The sequence below is a fragment of the uncultured Mucilaginibacter sp. genome, assembly GCF_913773635.1.
Taxonomy (GTDB): Bacteria; Bacteroidota; Bacteroidia; order Sphingobacteriales; family Sphingobacteriaceae; genus Mucilaginibacter.
Genome location: NZ_CAJYGQ010000005.1, coordinates 158066 through 178968 on the forward strand (window position 1 = coordinate 158066; position 20903 = coordinate 178968).

General features: G+C 41.1%; 15 protein-coding genes. 6 read left to right on the forward strand and 9 right to left on the reverse strand.

Annotated features, from left to right (window positions below; translation table 11 throughout):
- Positions 1–23: 23 nt before the first annotated feature.
- From QZ407_RS04380 to QZ407_RS04405, 6 genes are all read right to left on the reverse strand, one after another.
- Positions 24–854, reverse strand: a complete 831-nt coding sequence (locus QZ407_RS04380) for a hypothetical protein (protein ID WP_295767970.1) — start codon at positions 852–854, stop codon at positions 24–26.
- Between the two features lie 120 nt (positions 855–974).
- Positions 975–2297: an acetylxylan esterase gene (locus tag QZ407_RS04385; RefSeq protein WP_295767972.1), complete on the reverse strand. Its 1323-nt coding sequence runs from the start codon at positions 2295–2297 to the stop codon at positions 975–977.
- Positions 2298–2311: 14 nt separating this feature from the next.
- A complete protein-coding gene (locus QZ407_RS04390; RefSeq protein WP_295767974.1) occupies positions 2312–3145 on the reverse strand; it encodes a hypothetical protein in 834 nt (277 codons plus the stop codon).
- Positions 3146–3162: 17 nt separating this feature from the next.
- Positions 3163–4398 (reverse strand): acyltransferase, encoded by a 1236-nt coding sequence (locus QZ407_RS04395; RefSeq protein ID WP_295767976.1) that lies wholly within the window; start codon positions 4396–4398, stop codon positions 3163–3165.
- 66 nt (positions 4399–4464) lie between these two features.
- The gene (locus tag QZ407_RS04400; RefSeq protein ID WP_295767978.1) at positions 4465–5415 is read right to left on the reverse strand and encodes a TIGR01212 family radical SAM protein; all 951 of its coding nucleotides are present in this window, start codon (positions 5413–5415) and stop codon (positions 4465–4467) included.
- Positions 5416–5553: 138 nt separating this feature from the next.
- Entirely contained in the window at positions 5554–6573 is a 1020-nt protein-coding gene (locus tag QZ407_RS04405; RefSeq protein ID WP_295767980.1) for an aldo/keto reductase, read from the reverse strand.
- Between the two features lie 148 nt (positions 6574–6721).
- Here QZ407_RS04405 and QZ407_RS04410 point away from each other — a divergent pair, with 148 nt between their 5' ends.
- Complete coding sequence (locus tag QZ407_RS04410; protein WP_295767983.1) at positions 6722–7054, forward strand: hypothetical protein; 333 nt, start codon at positions 6722–6724, stop codon at positions 7052–7054.
- 77 nt (positions 7055–7131) lie between these two features.
- Here the strand turns inward: QZ407_RS04410 and QZ407_RS04415 are convergent, their stop codons facing one another.
- Together QZ407_RS04415 and QZ407_RS04420 are read right to left on the reverse strand one after the other, a co-directional pair.
- On the reverse strand, positions 7132–8112 hold the full coding sequence (locus QZ407_RS04415) for an acyl-ACP desaturase (RefSeq protein ID WP_295767985.1): 981 nt from the start codon (positions 8110–8112) through the stop codon (positions 7132–7134).
- A 51-nt stretch (positions 8113–8163) separates the two neighbouring features.
- Positions 8164–9312: a cellulase family glycosylhydrolase gene (locus QZ407_RS04420; protein ID WP_295767987.1), complete on the reverse strand. Its 1149-nt coding sequence runs from the start codon at positions 9310–9312 to the stop codon at positions 8164–8166.
- 58 nt (positions 9313–9370) lie between these two features.
- Between QZ407_RS04420 and QZ407_RS04425 the strand changes: the two genes are divergently transcribed.
- From QZ407_RS04425 to QZ407_RS04445, 5 genes are all read left to right on the forward strand, one after another.
- Positions 9371–10720: a HAMP domain-containing sensor histidine kinase gene (locus tag QZ407_RS04425; protein ID WP_295767989.1), complete on the forward strand. Its 1350-nt coding sequence runs from the start codon at positions 9371–9373 to the stop codon at positions 10718–10720.
- Between the two features lie 37 nt (positions 10721–10757).
- Positions 10758–12836 (forward strand): cellulose biosynthesis cyclic di-GMP-binding regulatory protein BcsB, encoded by a 2079-nt coding sequence (locus QZ407_RS04430; protein WP_295767991.1) that lies wholly within the window; start codon positions 10758–10760, stop codon positions 12834–12836.
- A gap of 92 nt (positions 12837–12928) precedes the next feature.
- Entirely contained in the window at positions 12929–14836 is a 1908-nt protein-coding gene (locus QZ407_RS04435; RefSeq protein WP_295767993.1) for a glycosyltransferase, read from the forward strand.
- Positions 14837–14839: 3 nt separating this feature from the next.
- On the forward strand, positions 14840–16396 hold the full coding sequence (locus QZ407_RS04440) for a hypothetical protein (RefSeq protein ID WP_295767995.1): 1557 nt from the start codon (positions 14840–14842) through the stop codon (positions 16394–16396).
- A 124-nt stretch (positions 16397–16520) separates the two neighbouring features.
- Positions 16521–18392 (forward strand): CocE/NonD family hydrolase, encoded by a 1872-nt coding sequence (locus QZ407_RS04445; protein ID WP_295767997.1) that lies wholly within the window; start codon positions 16521–16523, stop codon positions 18390–18392.
- Between the two features lie 169 nt (positions 18393–18561).
- On the opposite strand, the gene QZ407_RS04450 is transcribed toward QZ407_RS04445, so the two are convergent.
- Positions 18562–20832 (reverse strand): aconitate hydratase, encoded by a 2271-nt coding sequence (locus QZ407_RS04450; protein WP_295767999.1) that lies wholly within the window; start codon positions 20830–20832, stop codon positions 18562–18564.
- Positions 20833–20903: the final 71 nt, after the last annotated feature.

Genomic DNA, 20903 nt, shown 5'->3' on the forward strand with positions numbered 1-20903 from the left:
ATCAGCATGTTATGGGTAAATTGTTAAAACTTTTTAGAAACAGAAAACGCAATGTTAGTTCCTTTACCTGTGTTACGGCCAAACAGGAACTGGTTTACGGTTGCAAAGAAAGATAAATCGCGGTTGAGCAAATAGCCGTAACTTAAAGAAAGCTGGTGGTAAGCAAAATCGCGGTTTTGAACAAAGTTTACATTGAACTCCTTATTGGTACTTGATGAAATAACACCCGATAAGCCTGCACTTAGCTGATTGTGTAAATCAATGTTGTAACCAATTACGCCATTATACCTGAATTGAGTAGGGCCGGTGTCTGAAAAATAGAAGCGTCCGCCGGTTTGAACAGTAAAGTAGTATTTTTTGCCCGCGCCAGACATTAGTATGGAAAGATCAGTACCCGGAGCGCCAAGCCCTAGTGATTGCCTTGGGTATAGCGGCAAAATTGCCGTTGCTTGTAAAGCTAAATAGTATTTAAATTCAATATTTGTAAGATAGTAGCGTAAGCCGGCCTCAACATCACCAAAGCCATATTGTGATACCTTGAGCGAATCTTGTTTTATTTGGTTTAAAACGTATGGAAGAGATGCTATGCCGGTAAACCTGCGCGATATGCCATACTCGGCATAAATACCAATGCTTTGAGACGCAAAATAACCATTGCCCGGATAACTGCGTGATTTACCTGTAGAATCCCAGGCACTGTTAGCCCTGAAGTAGCTTACGGATACCGATGTAAGCAGCTTGCCTTTACGAACAGGCCAGCCGCCTGCCGAAGCTTGCTGCATAAGCGTAAACACTAGAAATATAGTGTAAACCAGCGTTAACGAGTGAGGTTTAAGGATAACTTTTTTTAACATTTGAAGATGTAATATTGCCCGGTATAAACTTTTATTGATGCCGGATGCGCCGCAAATTTTCAAAACGTTTGTGGCACTAAAATTAAGCATTTGCCTGATTAATAGAGGCTGCAATTGCCATTAATTAGGCGCCCGCAGTGATTCTTTAAGCCAAAGGAGCTGAAACATGAAATAATCCTGGTTCATTTCGTGTGCTTTATCAGGTGCCACTTTGTATTCTTTTTGTACATCCTTAGCTATTTTGTTGTACATGCCAAAGCTGCAACGCGGAGGGCAGTATTCATCAAGCAGACCAACGCCCATTAAAATAGGGCAGCGTATAGAGCTAATGAAATTTTGAGGATCGTAATAATCCCAGATAGACAAAAAACGCTCTGGTGTAAAAGTGCGGTGTGCCTTTATGTATTCCTGAAAACGGTTTATAGGCCATGTCGTTTTCGGGAATGATAGACCTATTGAATATGCATCATGCATATCAGCATACAATGGTAATTCAAAAGTACATGCAGTTACCCTTTTATCAAGCGCTGCTACCATAATTGCCAGTGTGGCACCCTGGCTGCCGCCTAGTACTGCAACCCTGTTGGTATTAAGGCTCATGTTACCATGCGACATGATGAAATCAAGCCCCCTTATACAATCCATGTAAACACCATGGTATATATATAGCTCCTTATTATCAATGTTGGTCATGTTGTATCTTTCGGCTTCGGGCGCAACAATATCACGGCTCATACCGTTTCCTCTCACATCAATAGCAAACACGGCAAAGTCGGGCTTGTCTATTTCGGGGCGCATGGGTATGTTATAGCCCGGCAATTTGTAAATTACAGGCCAGTTTTTTCCCTCGGTTGGTATGGTTAGCCAACCTCTTATTTTGGCGTTATTCCATGAGCGCATTTCAACTTTGTAAGTGCGCACGTACTTATCTTTTGATTCTACCTCGGTAATCTTATAATCTGGATTTATTTTAGCAAGCTGATCTTTTGATTTGGCCCAAAACTCTGCAAAATCGCCGGGTTTGTGCAGTTCTGTATGTATGTTCTCGGGGTCAACCGCTACCACCCTTTTAACGGTATCATCATAATAACTTAAGTTGAAACTGAAGTGTACGCGGTAAACTCCTGCCTTCTGACCAGGGAAATGTACGCTAAAATTCTTTGATGCATTTTTGCCAAGCCTGACCTTAGTACTTCCCGACCAAACCTTTTTCCAGTCGTCGGTCATGATTTCATAGCTCAGCTTACCGTCTTGACGTACGTTGTATGTGCTTTTAACTTTTAGCTTCCAACCTATGTTATTGTTGCTGCCGTAAACCGCCGTTTTTTTCGATGGAATGGCATCAATGCTTATTTCTCCTTTTGGGTCGTCGTCCTGCGCACTGGCATTGTAGGCACCTAGTAAGGTAAACAGTAAACTTAGTAATGTGATAGCTCTTAACATCTTGTTTGTAAGCCTTAAAATTTAAATACGGTAAATACAGTACCACCATAACCCTGTGGAGCGTTTTGGCCTGCAAATGTGTAAAAGGCATTACCAAAAACCGAAAACTTGTTGGTAAACTTATGACCATAGCTCACTCCGCCTTTTACGTAATAGCCGTTATACACCAGGTTTGGGTTAACGCTAATAAGGTTTTCATTGTTGCTGTAGGATTTTAGTCCGCCAACGTCAAACGTAAGCTGGTTTTTCTTGCGATCATCAAGCGCGGTGCCAATGGTTATTGAACCCAGTATTTGGTTAGGTCCTTTATCATCAAAGTAACGGCGGTAGCCGCCTTCAATGTTGAAATATGCTTTTGAGGAAATCTCGCCGCTATACATGAGCTTGCCCTCGGCACCTAGTACGCCGTAGCCAAGTGTGTTGCCGGCCCGCTCCACCGTATAAAGAGGAGCTATAACAGTGCCCTGCACCGATAAAAATCTTTTGTATTTAAAAGCAGCAATGTTGTAGCTTAACCCAAGGGTGGCATCACCAAAACCTGTTGGGGTAGATTGTGTTACGCCTCCAAATTTACTATTTTGTAATGCATAGGCTACGCTGGCCAATAAATCAAGCCTCCTGCTTATGCCTACTCCACCATATAATCCTATGGTTAAAGCGTTGAAAGACGTGCCCGATGGGGTAATGACCTTCTTCCCGTTTTTGTCCCAATAGTTTTTTGAGCTGTAGTACGTAAGCGAAGATGTAAAAATATGCCTGTATTTACCTATTGGCCAGCCGGCATACACGTATTGCGTGCTGCAATGCATTATAAAAGTTACTAACGTAAGCAGGTAAAGTTTCTTCATGTATGCTGGAGCAATATTTATTTAATCAGGGCCGATTCGTTTTCCTGATTACGAGGTTTGTTTTTAATCAGAAAGTTTGATTTGCGTATGTAATGGTTCATTGGCTCTTCAATGGTTTTAAAGAGCAATATTGATAGTGCATTAAGCAGCACAAACTGGATGATTAAATTTATGATGTCATTTTCAAAAGGGGAGTGTTCCCAAGACATGCCGTGAGCGTCATAATATTCAAATACCCAGTCATTGGCCTTGTTAATCCAATCGTTCAGAAAATCGCGGATGTAACCCAGGTGTATGAGATAAAATATGTAAGAGCTTTTGCCTAACAACTCAACAAACTTAAATGACAGAATGGTTTTAAAAACGGTTGATTCGGTAAGTAAACCATAAAAAAACATGGCAATACATGGCGGCAACAGGTAGTTATTAGTGATTATACCAAACGGGTTGTGTAAGCCGGCCATCCATCCTTTGGGTATAGCCAACTGTGACATTATGCCTACGCAAACCATCATTAGTAAAAAGCCAAGGTATGTATACTTTACCTTGCTCGTTCGCTCAGTGCCTTTGTTAAGTAGAATGAGCGCCAACTGTATGCCAACAAAAAACTCAAAACACCTGCCCAAAAACGTATAAATCATGGTGAAGGTGAAGTTGCCGAAAAAGCCATACCAATTAACATTGCGAAAGATAACTACCAGCAAGAGCCCTGTGCCTGTTAGTACAAGGGGTTGCGTATAAAACTGGCGGTATTTTTTGTTGACTAAAAAAATGAAAGGGGCAGAAAAGTAAAAGCATTCTTCCACCGTAAGTGACCAACCTTGAGCAATGCCCGTATCCCAAAGGTTGGCAAAAAAGCCCCTTACAAATGTTATATGCATTAGCAGCAAGCCCGGAACCGAAGGGAACCCTTTGGTAATTTTTTCGTCGTGCGTTACGTAGTAATAAACAAACGCTAAAACGGTAAGCAAAAAATACATGGGGTAAATGCGGGCTACCCTGTTTTTGAGGTATTGCTTAAACCAATCTTTAGTTAGATGAAAGTTATTATAATATCTATAGGTGATTAAAAAGCCCGATAAAACAAAGAATATGGTAACGCCCATATGAAACTCCTGTAGAAATCTTTGCGCAGCATGAGGAAAATTTCCATCAAATACATACTCAAAGTGAGAAATGAATACAAGATAAGCGGCCAGGGCTCGCACCCCGGTTAGGGCCGGAATGTAGCTTTGCAGGTTTTTTTGCGTCACAATAGTTATAATAAACTCAAACTTAACTATGTGTTTATTACAAAGCAAATACCAAAGCGGTATATTTTACAATGCCGAGCCTTGTATAACGCCACGCGACAATATTGCGCTATCAATGTAATGCTGAATTTCTGATTTTTTTAACTGCCAGTTAGGTGCAATGAGCAACTCCATGTCTGACAGGCCAAATAACCGTTGTACAACAACATCAGAACGTACCAATGGTAGTAATTCACATAAAAAGTCGGTATACTCGGGCAGGCTAAAGAGCTTAAAAGGTTCGCGCTTGTATTTCACACCCATTACCGAGCCTTCAACAATATGCAGGTGATGGAATTTTACGAATTTGATTTGCGGATGGCGATTGATTTCATCAGCATACTTAAGCATCATCTCGTGCGATTCCCACGGAAAGCCAAAAATGGTGTGTACACAAATATCAAGTTTGCTGTTTTCAACTAATTTGAGTGCGTTAAGCAAATCTTCATGTGTGCAGCCCCGGTTTATCTGGTTAAGGGTGTCGTTAAAAATAGACTCCATTCCCATCTCCAGGTCAACGTCAAAGCGGTCGGTATAGCTTTCGAGCAAGGCTATCTTTTCAGCATCAATACAATCAGGACGGGTACCAATTGAAAGACCTACAGTATTTTCAGGATCAACACTCAATGCTTCATCATACATCATTTTTAAATAATGCGTAGGGGCATAAGTATTGGTGTTAGGCTGAAAGTAAATGATAAACTTATCGGCCTTGTTGCCGTTGCGGGCACGCTCAATGCCTTTAACAACCTGTTCGCGCAGTGTAGGTGTACTGCGCGATACCGAAGGTGTAAATGAATCAACGTTGCAATAGGTGCAACCTCCGTAGCCTTTTGAGCCATCGCGGTTTGGGCAGGTAAATCCACCATCAACAATAACCTTGAATACGCGCTGGCCATCATATTTTTTTCGCAGCCATGCGCCGTAATTGTTATATCCTTTAAATCCCTGCTTTACTGTGTCTTCGGCCAATTGCATATCGGTACAAAGATACAGTTTTTGATTTCGGAATTGCGGCTTCGCATTTCGTAATTACAATTTGCCGACAACCTTTCCCGTATAAGCAACTACGTTAAACAAATAATGGCAACTGTTGAAGTTGCCATTATTTAAGTTTTATCTTTTTTCAACCCTGTCATAAAACCCGCCAAACGAGTTCATTTTTACAGCATCTTCTTTGAAAAAATCACCCGGGAAACCCAAAGGAATCTGGCTGGCTTCATCAAGCTTTTGCATTTGCTGCCTAGTTAAACTAACCTCTGCCGCCTTTAGGTTTTGTTCAAGCTGTTCTAATTTGGTAGCTCCAACAATGGGTATACATGAAAACTCCTGTTGCATCATCCAGGTTAAAGCTACGTGGGCAGGTTGTACATTAAGTTCGTCTGCAATGTCCATTACTACACGGGTTATGCGTTCACTGTTTTCGTTACGGCGATTGCTTTCTGCTTTAACACGCCCGTTTTCACCGCGCAGGTATTTACCGGTTAGTGCGCCACCCGCAAGAGGTGCCCATGGGGTAACCGTCATGCCAAAATGCTTGGCCATAGGTATCAGCTCACGTTCGGGTGTGCGTTGTATAAGGCTGTATTCTACCTGTAAAGCAATAAACTGGCTCCAACCCATCAATTCGGCCAGGGTGTTACCTTTTGCAACTACCCACGCTGGCGTATCACTTATAGCGGCATAGTTAACTTTTCCCTGGCGTATAAGGTCATCAAGGCCGCGCAGTACTTCATCTATTGGTGTAATGTTGTCCCAAATGTGCAGGTACAGTACATCTATATAATCGGTTTGCAGGCGCTTTAAACTTTCTTCAACACTGCGCATCATGTTTTTACGGTTGTTGCCTGATGCGTTTACATTGGTAATGTTATCTTTTAAGGTATACTTTGTGGCTACCACAAACTGATGCCTGTCGTGAATACTCAGGTACTCGCCAATAATCTTCTCGCTGGTGCCTAGCTTATACATGTTAGCAGTGTCGAGAAAGTTGCCGCCTGCCTCGGCATAAGCATCCATTATTTCAAAGCTGGTTTGCTTGTCGGCTCCCCAACCGGCTTCGGTGCCAAAACCCATAGTGCCCAAGCACAGTTCAGAAACTTTAAGGCCCGAACGGCCAAGTAATTTGTAGTTCATAAACGGTAGATGCCTCTATAGGGAGGCATAACACAAAGTTAGCAAAAGCGCTTATTTACCAAAGTATTGCACCAAACAGGGTTGCTGCCGTAAGACAAACAATTAAAATTCTGGCTTGTAGGTTATATACCAGTAATAAATACGGCTTATGAAAATTGTACATGCAACAGAACCTGTAAATGTTGAAGATTTAAAGTCTTTTCTTGAAAACGATTTGAATACGAAGTTTAAAGAGCACCGGCATCTTGATGTTGATTTGAAAGTTGCGTTAAGTGCTAATAGTCTTGATATATCTATCCCTGAACTCTACGATGATTTCTTGTTCAGAATTGATTTGGTAAATGACAAAGAGCTGCACATCATCAAGTCAGAACATTACACTGATGATGTAAACGTGCTTACCATTGAAGAGATTTTAAATAACCTTTTGCTGGATTATCCGGGCAGGGATAATATTGATTACGTAGGCGAAAAGTCATAACACAATCAAGCCCTCTTTTAGGGAGGGCTTGACTGTATAAAATAATATCTTGAACAGCTCTCTAAGAGTGAATGGTGTTACCCATGAATCCAGCTGAACTTATATTCAATAGATGGGTTTTTCATTCGCTCTGCAATACGTAGTAAACGATTTGGCAGCGCAGTAATGTAATCTCTGGCTTTTTCGCCTGCTTCGTTCAATTCGGTACGGCTTTCAATTTGCCATTCGTCAATAAGGTCTTTCAATATATCAACGTAATCTACCGCAGTATAAACACCCAAACGTTGTGCAGCATCGGTAAAGTGGCCAAAAGTTTGACCAATTTTTAAACCAACCTCGCGCAGGAAGTGAGCCGGCATTACAATTTTTTTCCGCATCATATCCTCAAACGCTATCATTGCCTCATTTGCATCTACATCAAATATTTTGTTGATGAAGTGCATATAAGCTTTCGCATGACGGGCTTCGTCTGCTGCAATAACGCCACACATTTTTGATAGCAATGTGTCGCCGTGTTTTTTTGCTAAAGAGGCCACGCGGCGGTGTGAAACGTTTGTAGCAAGCTCCTGAAAAGATGTGTAAATAAAATTACGGTAAGGATCGGTACCGGTGCCAATGTCAAAGCCATCGGCAATAAGGTACTGGGTTGATACCTCCATAGCGCGCATGTTTACACGACCAGACAGGTACAGGTATTTATTTAATAGATCACCGTGGCGGTTTTCTTCGGCAGTCCAGTGACGGGTCCAGGTCATCCAGCCATTATGTTCTGATTTGTCAACCCCTTCAACCATGGTTAACCATGATTCGTAAGTAGGTAATGCTTCTTCGGTAATAGTATCACCAATAAGCACAGCAACCAAATCATAAGAAAGGCCTTTGGCGCTTTCCTGCAAATCTTTTATTTCTGAGAAAAACGTATCGCGGGTAGAGTCGGGCAACAGGTCAGACGGTTGCCAAATCTGGTCAATCGGCTTCAAAAAATCATGCATTTTTTCAAGCATGTATTTTTCAATATGCTTCATTACCTCGCGACGCTTTTCTACAAAAAATTCCATAATTTAATTTGGTGACAAATCTACTTAATTTATACAGCTTTATACAATTAATTACTTTTTAGGTTTATAGGCTATAGCATCGGCCATACATTGCGGCAAATTATTTACTGCGGGCTTTCCTTCAAACAGCGAAAAGTTTCCGTTGTAATCCCAAAGCATGCCTGGTATTTGCATTTGCTGTAACGTATTGCGTACCGTTTTAATGTACCGGCACCTGCTGTCTTGCCGGGCATATTTATTATACACACCATACTCGCTGCATATAATAGGAACAGCATAATTGCCTGCCCAGTTTTTAACTATTTGTAATTTATCTTTAACTGATTGTTCATTACCATCAGTTTTATACTGGTAATAATTGGTTTTTCCCCACGTGCCTTTTGCTTTTAAATTAAGGGCGGGAAAATTTTCTACGTTATAGGGAAACGGAACCCCGGTAGTGGAGACTTGGTTGCCCACCCATGCTGCGCCCTGATGGGTAAATAAAAAAGGCTCATAAAAATGAAACGAATAAATTATGTTTTCATCGGCAAGGCGCACCATTCGGCTTAACTCGTAAATACTGTTGTAATTTGAGGCACCCACCAGGAACGTTCGCTTTTTGTCCATCTTACGCAATGCCGTAACTATGTTATAGGCGGCATCTTTCCATACAGACGGATTGATGGGAGGTGGCTCATTATACAAATCAAAAATGAGCTGATTGCCCGGTGCATTCGCGTATCTTATGGTTAAAGTGCTCCAGGTTTTGATGATTTTTTGTGTTTCGAGCGTGTAATTGGCATCATTAAGCTTACCATAATGATAATCAATTACTAATTTAAAGCCCGTTTGGCGGCATAGTTTCCATACATAATCCACTTGTTTAAGTACATTACTTAAGGGTATGTTATGCTCCTCATAATACCTGAATGCCACAGGCAGCCTAATGCTTTTGAAACCAAGTATTTTAAGCAGTTTTAAGTCTGTTATAGTGATTGCTTTGCGTTTTAAAGCATCAGGATTCCAGGTTTGCTCAAGCCATGATATGTTAATGCCGTTGTTTAACGATGCAGCGCGTTTGAAAGCAATTGCCCTGGTTTGGGCAAATGTTGGTGTACTTTTTGCAAACGCCAAGCAAACAAATACAAATACCAGCCGTATAAGTTTGATTTTTGATAAAATAATGTAGTTTGATTTAGTATTTTCTATATTTAACATCAAATTATTATAGTTTCAGCAACATTAATTTTAACGCCTGATAATATTTTTACCATAAATGATTGCCCAAATCAATAAAGAAGAATACCTGAAGGAAACCCGGAAAAAAGCCTGGTTTATCACAAATAACATCATTTGGACAATAATCTTTCTGTATCCGCTTTTAGGAATCATTGATTTTATATACACCACCAACTATTGGGTTGAAATTATGGTGGTGCGTGTTATAGTTGTTGTAGTTATTTATGGTGTTTATAACTATTTTCAAAAAAATAAGCTCGACTACCGTCTGTTACTGCATATAAGCTTCTTTCTACTCTCGCTTGTGATGTCGGTGCTGTGCAACTTGGTTGACATAAGCCATATCACAATCTATTTTTTAATGTATGGCATCATCTTCCTGTTTTTTAACCTGCAGGTATTTTGGGAACCTGTAAACTCGCTTATCCAAGCCTTGGTTTCTTTAATGCTGCTGGCTGTTTTTTATAACATCCTTAACAGTTACTCGCTCGATGTGTTTATCAGTAACGGAGGTCAGTACTTCTTTATTATTGCTTTTGCTTCATGCCTTATACCTGCGTCACGCTACAAGGTAATTCAACGTGAGGTAACCTCGCAGTTGCTTATTGAGCAATCAAACGAGCAGTTAAAATCGCAAAACCGCGATATTATGGAGAAGAACAGTATTATTGATATTCAGTATGATAAGCTTCGCCGTCTTGATGAGCAAAAGAACAGCTTTATAAATATTGCTGGTCATGATCTAAAAAACCTTATTGGCTCCATAGTAATGAGTAATAACCTCATTCAAGAAGAAGAATATCGCCTGAGTGAAGATCAGAAGGAATTTACCCGGTACATCAGCGAATCGGCCGAGAAGATGCAATATCTCCTTAAAACGTTGATGGATGTTAAGGAAATTGAGTCTCCTGAAATTAAATTCAATATGGAGACATTTGACGCCAACACCATTGCGCAGCAGGTTTTCAGAGGATTAGTTGATACGGCTAATATGAAGAACGTTCACTTGCTTGACAACATCCTGAAATTGCCGCTTAATGTAAGGCTTGATAAGGTATTTACCAGTCAGGTGTTTCAAAATTTACTTTCAAACGCTATCAAATTTTCCCAAACCAATAACAATCTGCGTGTAGTTACCAGCCTGCAGCGTCAAAAATTTGTATTTGAAATTATTGACGAAGGCATAGCCATTGGGCAGCATGAATTAGATATTATGTTTAACAGGCTTAAAACCCTAAGTGATGCCTCGGGCTCGCCGGCCGAAAGCCGTTTAGGTCTCGGACTTTCAATTGCCAAACTAATGACCATTGAAATGGGTGGAGAACTGACTTACCGTAGCGATGACAACGGAAATTATTTTAGAGTAGAATTTTACGCTGTAAATTAATATAACTGATACTAAGAAAAATAATCTGCAACTTGATATGAATAAATTTCTGACCCTGCTATTACTCTTAACAACCTTGTTTGCAAAGGTAACGTTGGCGCAAACCAACATTTCTTTTAAAACTTATGGACATGATGATGAGGTAATTTATGGTATGAGTGGTGTAAGCTCGTTCTACTTCAGAATGGATCCGCTTGTTGATATGAACCGCAGTAAGCTGGTTTTATACTTTGAACCATCACAGGCGCTCATCAAAAATTTGTCATACATCAACATCCTCCTGGCTGATAAGCCGGTGTTCAGCGGTCGCATGACCCAAGATTCAATACAGCGTTTGGTTATTCCGTTAAACAGCAGTTACCTTACTGATAATAAGCAGTTTTTAAAAGTTCAGGTAAAAACGTTGCTTACTATTACCGATAATAAATGTAAAGACCTTGATAACCCGGCTATGTGGATTAAGGTTAAGGGTTATTCATTCCTGTCGTTAGTTAAAAGCAGCAAAAACGTTTACAATGATGTAAACATCAGCAACTCTTTTGAAAGCAAAACGGCTATAGTATACCCAACCAACCCAAGCTTAAATGACTTGAAAGCGGTTGCATGGGCATATAACAAAATTAAGCGCTCATTAGCTGTAAGTGATTTGCATGTTTACTCCTATGATAAGGTGCCTGATACAATTCGTAACTATGTAATGGTTGGTACCATGGATCAGTTACCGGCAGACAAAAAGAGCCTTATAACAGTTACTCCGCAGGGTGGTCAGGGCTTAATGTATTTGTACAAAAGCAACGTAACCGATTCGTCTGCTTATCGTCCGCGGTTTGTGTCTTCTATTTCAGCAGCACGCCAGGCGTTTTCAAGTAATGAAATATTGTTCATCACCGGTGCCGATGATGATGGTTACAACAAAGCCATAACTGCATTAGGTAACTATAACATACTTAACTCATCGTTTGGTAACTACCTTGTGGTAAATACTGCAAGCAATGATAATATCAAGAATCTTAACCAGCAGCGTACAAAACTAACCTTCCGTGATGTTGGCGGGGTATCAAACTTTATGTCGGGTATTGGTTCGTTACGCAGCACTTATACCTTTAAAAACAGCGACTTTAGCTTTACTCCAAAAGAAGTTGAAATACGCTTTATAGGTACATACAGTGGTATGAGCCCTGCCGATAGGGGATACTTCAATATTTACCTTAACGGTATGCTTATCAATAGCCAAAAGCTGAATGAAACAGGCAAGTTGAATACCTCGGTTGTAGTTAACCGGTACCAGCATCGTAAATACAACTCACTTACTGCTGAGTTCCGTTTTTACCCGTCAACAGGTAACTGTATGAATAGCTTCCTCAATTTCTTTGGTGAAATTGATGTTGACAAGTCATACCTTGAATCAAGAAACCCTTTTGTAAATAATACCCTGAGCTTTTACCAGTACCCAGAGGCGTTTAACGAAGGTCCATCTCAAATTGTAATTAGTAAAAACTACGCTAAATATGCTGCCGGTGCGGTTGGTGAGGTTATTTACGAATTAAACAACAACTTAAACAGCAATAACTTCCCTGATTTTAAATACTCTGACGAGGTACAGGATGGCGATTTGAAAAAATACAACATCGTTGCGCTGTTAGCTAAGGATGATCCGTTGATGGATAAATTCCCTGATGCGCCGATTAAGTTCAACCATGCCTTCCGTTTGTATAATAATGAGGATAACAAATTGGTTTATGCCCTGTCAGACTCGGTGTCGAACGGTTTGGCTCAAATTTTTTATGGCAGGGGCAGTAACAATGCCATATTGGTACTTACCGCTACAGGTCAAAATCTCGACGGTGCATTTTTGTCGGCTTCAAAAGCAATTACCGAGCAGCTATCAACACTAAACAGTAACGTATGTGTGGCCGATTTAAATGACAACAAATACTTATTTAACGTTGATAAGGCTACTGATAATATTGAGTATACTGATGCAAAAAGTGGTTTAGCCCGTTTTTGGGAAAGCTACAACCTTTACGTACTACTAGGCATATTGGTACTTATATTACTGGCATTCCTTTATGTGCGTTCAAAAGTACAGCGCTCACAAGACATCATAGGCGAGTAATCAGTTCAGGTTTCGCCAGCAAATTAAAGCCAATAGCAGGGTAACTTAATATCCTGCTATTGTGTGTGAAATGTTCATTGTTAAAAAGGCTTATGCATACAACCGCGAGTGAAGGATTAATTACAGAGAGAACAGAAGGTATCTATTCAGGTTGCCGCAACTCATCGGTTTTTAAGTTGCTGCTTCAGGATGGTTTTCTGGGCGAGGAAGAATGCAATAAAATTGATGATTATTCAACCACTATAGGGGCTTCGCATATTAAAATTGCACTTAACTTTGGTTTTATATCCCGTAAAAACTACGAGCGTTCTTTAACAAATGCCGGTTATGTTTTCGAAAACATACGCGAAGAGGCCCACGATGAGGAAGTGCTTGGAAAAATAGATTTGCGCTTTGCTGACGAAAGGCTGGCTATCCCGCTGCGTATTGAAGACAACAGGGTGGTAACCATAATGGCCGATCCGGATGATCAGTTATTCATTGACTTTGTTCGCCTTACTTACGGTTTAGAACCACTGATTATTGTAGCGTCTGACCTTGATATAACCTGGCTTAGCCACAAGCTGCTTGGACAAAAGTATGTGAAATCGGCCGTGTTTGAACTGCTGAACAGTGATAACGAAAGTTCGGCACTTACCACATTCACCTCCGGGCAGTTGGTGTTCATATTTACTTTCATAGGGCTTATTGCTGCCGGCTTGGTGCTCAACTTCAAAATGACTTCCATCATTGTGAATGTTTTCATGAGCGTGTTTTTCCTGTTTACAATTTCGTTCAAACTTTTCCTTTCATTAGTTGGGTCCAAGTTTGAATTGTACCAGGCGGTAACCAAAAGCGAGATCAAAAATCTTGATGATGAATCGTTACCGGTTTACACCATACACCTGCCCGTTTATAAAGAGGATAAGCTAATCAAAAAGCTTATCTGGAACTTACAGAGCATCGATTACCCAAGGCATTTACTTGATATAAAACTGCTGATAGAGGAGGATGACGATAAAACACTTAACGCGGTGCGTAATCTTGATTTCCCGGCAATTTTTGAGGTAATTGTGGTGCCGTTCCACATGCCTAAAACCAAGCCAAAGGCATGTAATTACGGTTTGCATTTTTCTCGCGGAACGTATCTTACCATCTACGATGCGGAAGATATTCCTGATACCGACCAATTGAAGAAAGTGGTGGCTATGTTTAATAAGCTGCCTGAAGACTACATATGTGTGCAGTGCGCACTCAACTACTTCAACCGTAACGAGAACTTCCTTACACGTATGTTTACGCTGGAGTATTCATATTGGTTTGACTACGTGTTACCTGGCCTTGATACACTTGATATTCCTATCCCATTGGGCGGTACAAGTAATCACTTCAAGCTGGCACAGCTGGTTGAACTTGGGGCCTGGGATCCGTTCAATGTAACAGAAGATGCCGATTTAGGTGTGCGTGCTTATGCAAAAGGACATAAAATTGCGGTGATTAACTCAACTACTTACGAAGAGGCCAATAATGATTTCTTCAACTGGATCCGTCAGCGCTCGCGCTGGATTAAGGGTTACATGCAAACCTACCTGGTACACATGCGTAATCCAATGGCACTCATCAAAAAAATTGGGATAAAAGGTTTCCTTGGCTTTAATTTCTTTGTGGGTGCTACACCAATAATGTTCCTTATTAACCCCATACTTATACTAATTTTCATATGTTATGTGGTTTTTGATCTGGGAATCATACGCCAGATTTTCCCCGACTGGGTGTTGTTCATCTCCATATTTAATTTAATGGTAGGTAACATCCTGATGATTTACGTGAATATGATGGCCGTATTTAAACGCAGATTTTATGAGCTTATCCTATTTGCAATTGCTAATCCTATTTACTGGCTTATGCACTCTGTTGCCGCTTATAAAGGTTTGTACCAGTTAATTGTAAATCCGTTTTATTGGGAAAAAACCAACCACGGTTTAAGTAAAGTGAACAATCAAAACAACGCGGTTAAGTAAAAAATGACACGTTCTAAAACTTTCTATTTAATTGTATTTTCGCTTATACTAGCCGTATACTATATATTTATAGCTACCTACCTTAACCAATTAGGTTACACAAATCACGAACAGCTATTTTATATAGAGAAAGGCAAAATTATAACGCAGGGCTTAGGCAATAAGCTGCGCGTTATGGGTTTAACATCGCCTCTATTGCCTTTCTATGGCTCTTATATTTTCAGCTTTATTAACCCTGTTTTAGCACCGGTGCTGGCATCGGCCGTTGGTACCGCCATTTTGTTCTACATTATGGCTACCTCATTGGTTAAGCGTAATAAAGATAATTTCTACTTGTATTTACTGGCTGCCTTGTTCATTTTGCATCCGGGTTTAATTTATACTGCAGCATCGGGCAAGTCGGTATATATGATATTGATATTTTTTTTCCTGTTCTTTTTAAATATGCTGAGGTTTTATAATTCAAACACTACCTATCACGTGAGTATTGCCAGCATATTCTTTGTTTTGCTTGTATTCAGCGATTATAAGTGTATTTGGTTAGCTTTATTTTTTATTCCACTGGTGCTATCCATATCATTGCACAGCTTAAACCTGAGCGAAAAGGAATCGGTGTTCAGGTTGCATTTGAGTTTTAATAACCCCTCATTAAGACGTAAGCTCATTAATAAGACGTTTTCTATTTACAGTATCATCTTTATATTGCCGGTTGCCTCAATAGCTATTTACAAAGTGCTTAATTTAACTCATGCTGATGATTTAAATTACTTTTTGGAAAGTCCGTACGCAACCTGGAATATCATTGCCGAAAAGTTTGAGTATAGTGCAGCTCAAACAGCAGCGCGTTTTGCCATCCCCGAACTTTCTATCCTGGTATCATTAAAGGCAATAGTTTTTTGCCCTATGATTGTGCTGGCTATTTATTTGTTCAAGCAAAACACGTATCAAATACTTACGCTATTAACACCCTTTGGCCTTATCGAATTTTTAAAGGTAAAGTATGATGGTGTAAATTTGGTTTACCAGTATTACCTGCTGTTTTTAATTCTGGCAATGCTATGTATCATTTTCAGGGCAAGGTTTATTAAAAACCAGCAAATGTTAAAGGCAGCACTCACTATTATTGTTGCCGTGCAATTGTATATAGGCTACGTCTTCCTAACCAAATCATATATACCCGAGGAGAGTAACTTTGCAAGTGTACTGCTTAATCGCACCAGTAATAAGGTTGATGAGCAAAATCGTGAAATTGCAGATTATATAAACACTTTACGTGATACCGACCATATTTTAGTTGATGATGCAGTAGCTTACTCGGTGGCATGTTATGTGAAAAATATTAAAACGCTAACCATGCCTTACCAGGAAAGCTATTTAAGCGCAGTGGAGGCGCCTGAAAAATATGATGGTTACGTGCTTATTGCCAACGAGGCCAACCCCATGTTGGGTTATACGCAGCTTACCGATTTTTATTTGGACGGTATACGTCGAAAGAACCGCAATTTGAACATCTACAAAATATACGTAACCGATTATTGGACGTTGTATAAAATACTTTAAACACATTAATTAAAGCCCCGGTACTTGGTACCGGGGCTTTCGTTTTTTAAGGTGTGTGGCTTTAAATGTAGTGCATGTGAGCGGGGTTGCTTATCTTAGTGTGCTGTACTATTAACATAAATCAATGAATAAATTTTTTTTCCTGCTTACGGTTGCTGTTATATGCTGTATTAATGCTTACTCACAGGTAACCGGCAGCTATGCTAAAGACAACTATACTAAAAAAGACTACTACATTACCATGCGCGATGGTGTTAAGCTTTTTACATCGGTTTACACCCCTAAAAACGCATCGACGGGTAAAAGGTATCCCATTATTATGCAGCGCACCTGTTACAGTGTTGCGCCCTACGGTGCCGATAAATTCCCTGTAAAACTAGGTCCATCTGAAGAAATGATGAAGGCAGGCTATATTGTAGTTTACCAGGACGTACGTGGCCGCTGGAAAAGCCAAGGCACCTGGACCAACATGACCCCGGTGATTGATAACAAGAAGAGTAAAAAGGATGTTGATGAAGGATCCGACACTTACGACACTATTGACTGGATGGTAAAAAATATACCGTTTAACAATGGCCGCGTAGGGCAGTGGGGAGGCTCATATCCGGGCTTTTATACGGCGGCCGGTTTACTGTCAAACCACCCGGCATTGAAAGCATCATCACCCCAGGCACCTATATCTGATTTTTGGTATGACGACTTCCATCATAATGGGGCGCTGCTTGAGTCGTACTTTTTTACCTATCCTGTATTTGGCGTGCAAAAGAAGGACACCACAAGTAAATCATGGTATAATTACCAAATTATAAACCCAACTACGCGCGATGGTTACAACTTTTTGCTGAACATGGGCCCCTTGACTAACGCTGATAAGTATTACAAAGACAATTTTTACTGGCAGGAGACTGTTAATCACCCTAACTATGATGAGTTTTGGCAGAAGCGCGATTTACTACGTCACTTTGGTAAAGTTAAGCCAGCAGTAATGATTGTGGGCGGCTGGTTTGATGCCGAAGATTTACGCGGTCCGCTGGCTATTTTCAAAACCATTAATAAAACCGATCCTGCTGCTTATAACACTATTGTAATGGGACCGTTTGATCATGGTGGCTGGAGCCGCGAGCAGGGGCACCACCGCCACGGCGACGTATATTTTGGCGATAGCATAGCTACATTTTACCAAAAGAATATTGAGGCTAAGTTTTTTGATCATTTTTTGAAAGGTAAAGGCGATAAGAATACGCGCCTGCCTAAAGCGTACCTGTATAACACGGGTAAAAAGGAATGGGCTCAATTTACACAATGGCCGGTACCTGCAGCAACCAAGCAAAAGCTCTTTTTGAGTGCCGACGGTAAGCTGCCTATGGCGCAGCCTTCAGCAGCAGCATCAACGTCATTTATAAGTGATCCGCTAAAGCCGGTTCCTTACACCAATGATAACACAACCACCGTAGGCTTCACACCGCGTAATTATATGAGCGAAGATCAGCGTTTTGCCGGCCGCCGTACCGACGTACTGGTTTTCCAGAGTGATGTGTTGCAGGATGACGTTACACTTGGCGGAGAGATTATGGCGCACCTTAAAGTGGCCACCACCGGCACCGATGCCGACTGGTTTGTTAAGCTTATAGACGTTTACCCTGATGATGAGCCCAACCATCCATACCTGCCAAATAAGAACATACTGATGGCTAACTATCAGCAAATGGTACGTTCTGAGATTATGCCGGGCCGTTTCCGTAACAGCTTTGAGAAGCCGGAGGCCTTTGTACCAAACCAAAAAACTAACGTAAACGTAAAGCTGCAGGATGTGTTGCATACTTTTAAAAAAGGCCATCGTATAATGATACAAGTGCAAAGCACAGCCTTCCCATTGTTTGCCCGTAACCCGCAAAAGTTTGTGGATAACCCATACAAAGCTACAGATGCCGACTACATTAAAGCCACCCACACGGTTTACAATGATAGTTATGTGGAAGTGGAGGTTTTAAAGTAACTAGGCAGGCAATGGACTGGCGGCCTTAACGTGAAAATGGCCGTTAGATTAAAGTAATATACAGTTACCTTGCATTATAAAGTCATCCTAACAAAAAAACGCCATTGCATTTGCAATGGCGTTTTTTTTTATTTGTAAAGTCACAAAGCTTTGTGACTAATAAACTTGCTTAGTTGCCAGCTTGTTGTTTACGAATGATGTTTAACGCACCACCAGCTTTAAACCACTCAATTTGCTGAGCGTTATAAGTATGGTTAACCGGGAACGAATCTTCGGTACCATCAGCATGGTGTAATACTACGGTTAATTGTTTGCCAGGGGCAAATTCGGTTAAGCCAATAATATCAATGCGGTCATCTTCCTGAACTTTATCGTAATCGGCACCATCAGCAAAGGTCAAACCTAGCATACCTTGTTTTTTAAGGTTGGTTTCGTGTATACGGGCAAATGATTTTACCAGGATAGCACGAACGCCCAAGTGACGAGGCTCCATAGCTGCGTGCTCACGTGATGAACCTTCACCATAGTTTTCGTCGCCCACTACGATAGTACCAATACCGTTGGCTTTGTAATCGCGCTGGGTAGCAGGTACAGGGCCGTATTCACCGGTCAGTTCGTTTTTAACACTGTCGGCAGTGTTGTTAAAGTAGTTGATAGCACCAATCAGCATGTTGTTGCTGATGTTGTCTAAGTGACCGCGGAATTTTAACCACGGGCCAGCCATTGAAATATGGTCGGTAGTACATTTACCTTTAGCTTTAATTAACAAGCGCAGGTCTTTAATGTCGGTACCTTCCCATGCCGCAAACGGCTCAAGAAGCTGCAAGCGTGAAGATTTAGGATCAACCTGAACCTGTACCTGGCTACCATCTTCGGCAGGTGCCTGGTAACCGGCATCTTCTACCGCAAAGCCTTTAATTGGTAATTCAATACCTAGTGGCTCGTCTAATTTAACTTGCTCACCGGCCTCGTTAGTTAAGGTATCAGTTACAGGGTTAAAAGTTAAGTCGCCCGCAATAGCAAACGCAGTAACAATCTCCGGAGAGGCTACGAAAGCGTGTGTATTAGGGTTACCGTCCTGACGTTTAGCAAAGTTACGGTTAAACGAGGTGATAATTGAGTTTTTACGGGTAGGATCATCAGTATGACGTGACCATTGACCAATACAAGGACCACAAGCGTTAGCTAATACCACACCACCAATTTGCTCAAAAGTATTTAAGTAACCATCGCGCTCAACAGTGTAACGTACTAATTCAGAACCCGGAGTTACTGTGTACTCGGCACGTGTTTTTAAGCCTTTATCAGTAGCTTGTTTAGCTACTGATGCAGCACGGCTTATGTCTTCGTATGATGAGTTGGTACATGAACCAATCAAACCTACTTCTAAAGCAGTTGGCCAGCCATTTTCTTTAACGGCAGTAGCAAATTTAGAAAGTGGCCATGCCAAATCCGGAGTAAACGGACCATTAATATGTGGCTCAAGCTCGCTAAGGTTAATTTCAATAACCTGGTCAAAGTATTGCTCAGGGTTAGCATAAACCTCAGGGTCGCCGGTTAAGTGTTCGGCAATAGCATCAGCCATATCGGCAATATCAGCACGCTCAGTACCACGCAGGTAAGCAGCGGCTTTTTCGTCGTAACCAAATATTGAGGTAGTTGCACCAATTTCGGCACCCATGTTACAAATGGTACCTTTACCGGTAGCTGAAAGTGATTGTGCACCTTCGCCAAAATATTCAACAATGTAACCGGTACCACCTTTTACGGTAAGTATACCTGCAACACGTAAAATCACGTCTTTTGCTGAACTCCAGCCCGAAAGTTTTCCGGTTAATTTAACGCCTAATAATTTAGGGAATTTAAGCTCCCATGGTAAGCCGGCCATAACGTCACAAGCATCGGCACCGCCAACACCAATGGCAACCATACCCAAACCACCTGCGTTAGGTGTGTGTGAGTCGGTCCCAATCATCATACCACCCGGGAAAGCGTAATTTTCTAACACTACCTGGTGAATAATACCTGCGCCTGGTTTCCAGAAACCCAAACCGTATTTATCAGATACCGATGACAGGAAGTTGTAAACTTCGCTGTTAATGTCTTTAGCTGTATTTAAATCTTCTACCGCACCAATTTTCGCTTGAATTAAGTGGTCGCAATGTACGGTTGATGGTACTGCCACCTGCGGACGGCCAGCTTGCATAAATTGCAACAAAGCCATTTGCGCAGTTGCATCCTGCATTGCTACGCGGTCAGGTGCAAAGTCTACATAGTCAACACCACGCTGATACGTTGCCTGGGCATCGCCTTCAGTAAGGTGGGCATATAAAATTTTCTCGGTTAAAGTTAGAGGTTTACCGGTAGCTTTACGGGCCGCTGCAATGCGGGTACCATAACGCTCATAAACCTTTTTAATCATATCTAAATCAAAAGCCATTTGATTGATTTTAAGGTAAAAAATGAACAATAGTTTGGTTCGGGGACTCTGTAAAGAGTGAACGCCGCGAA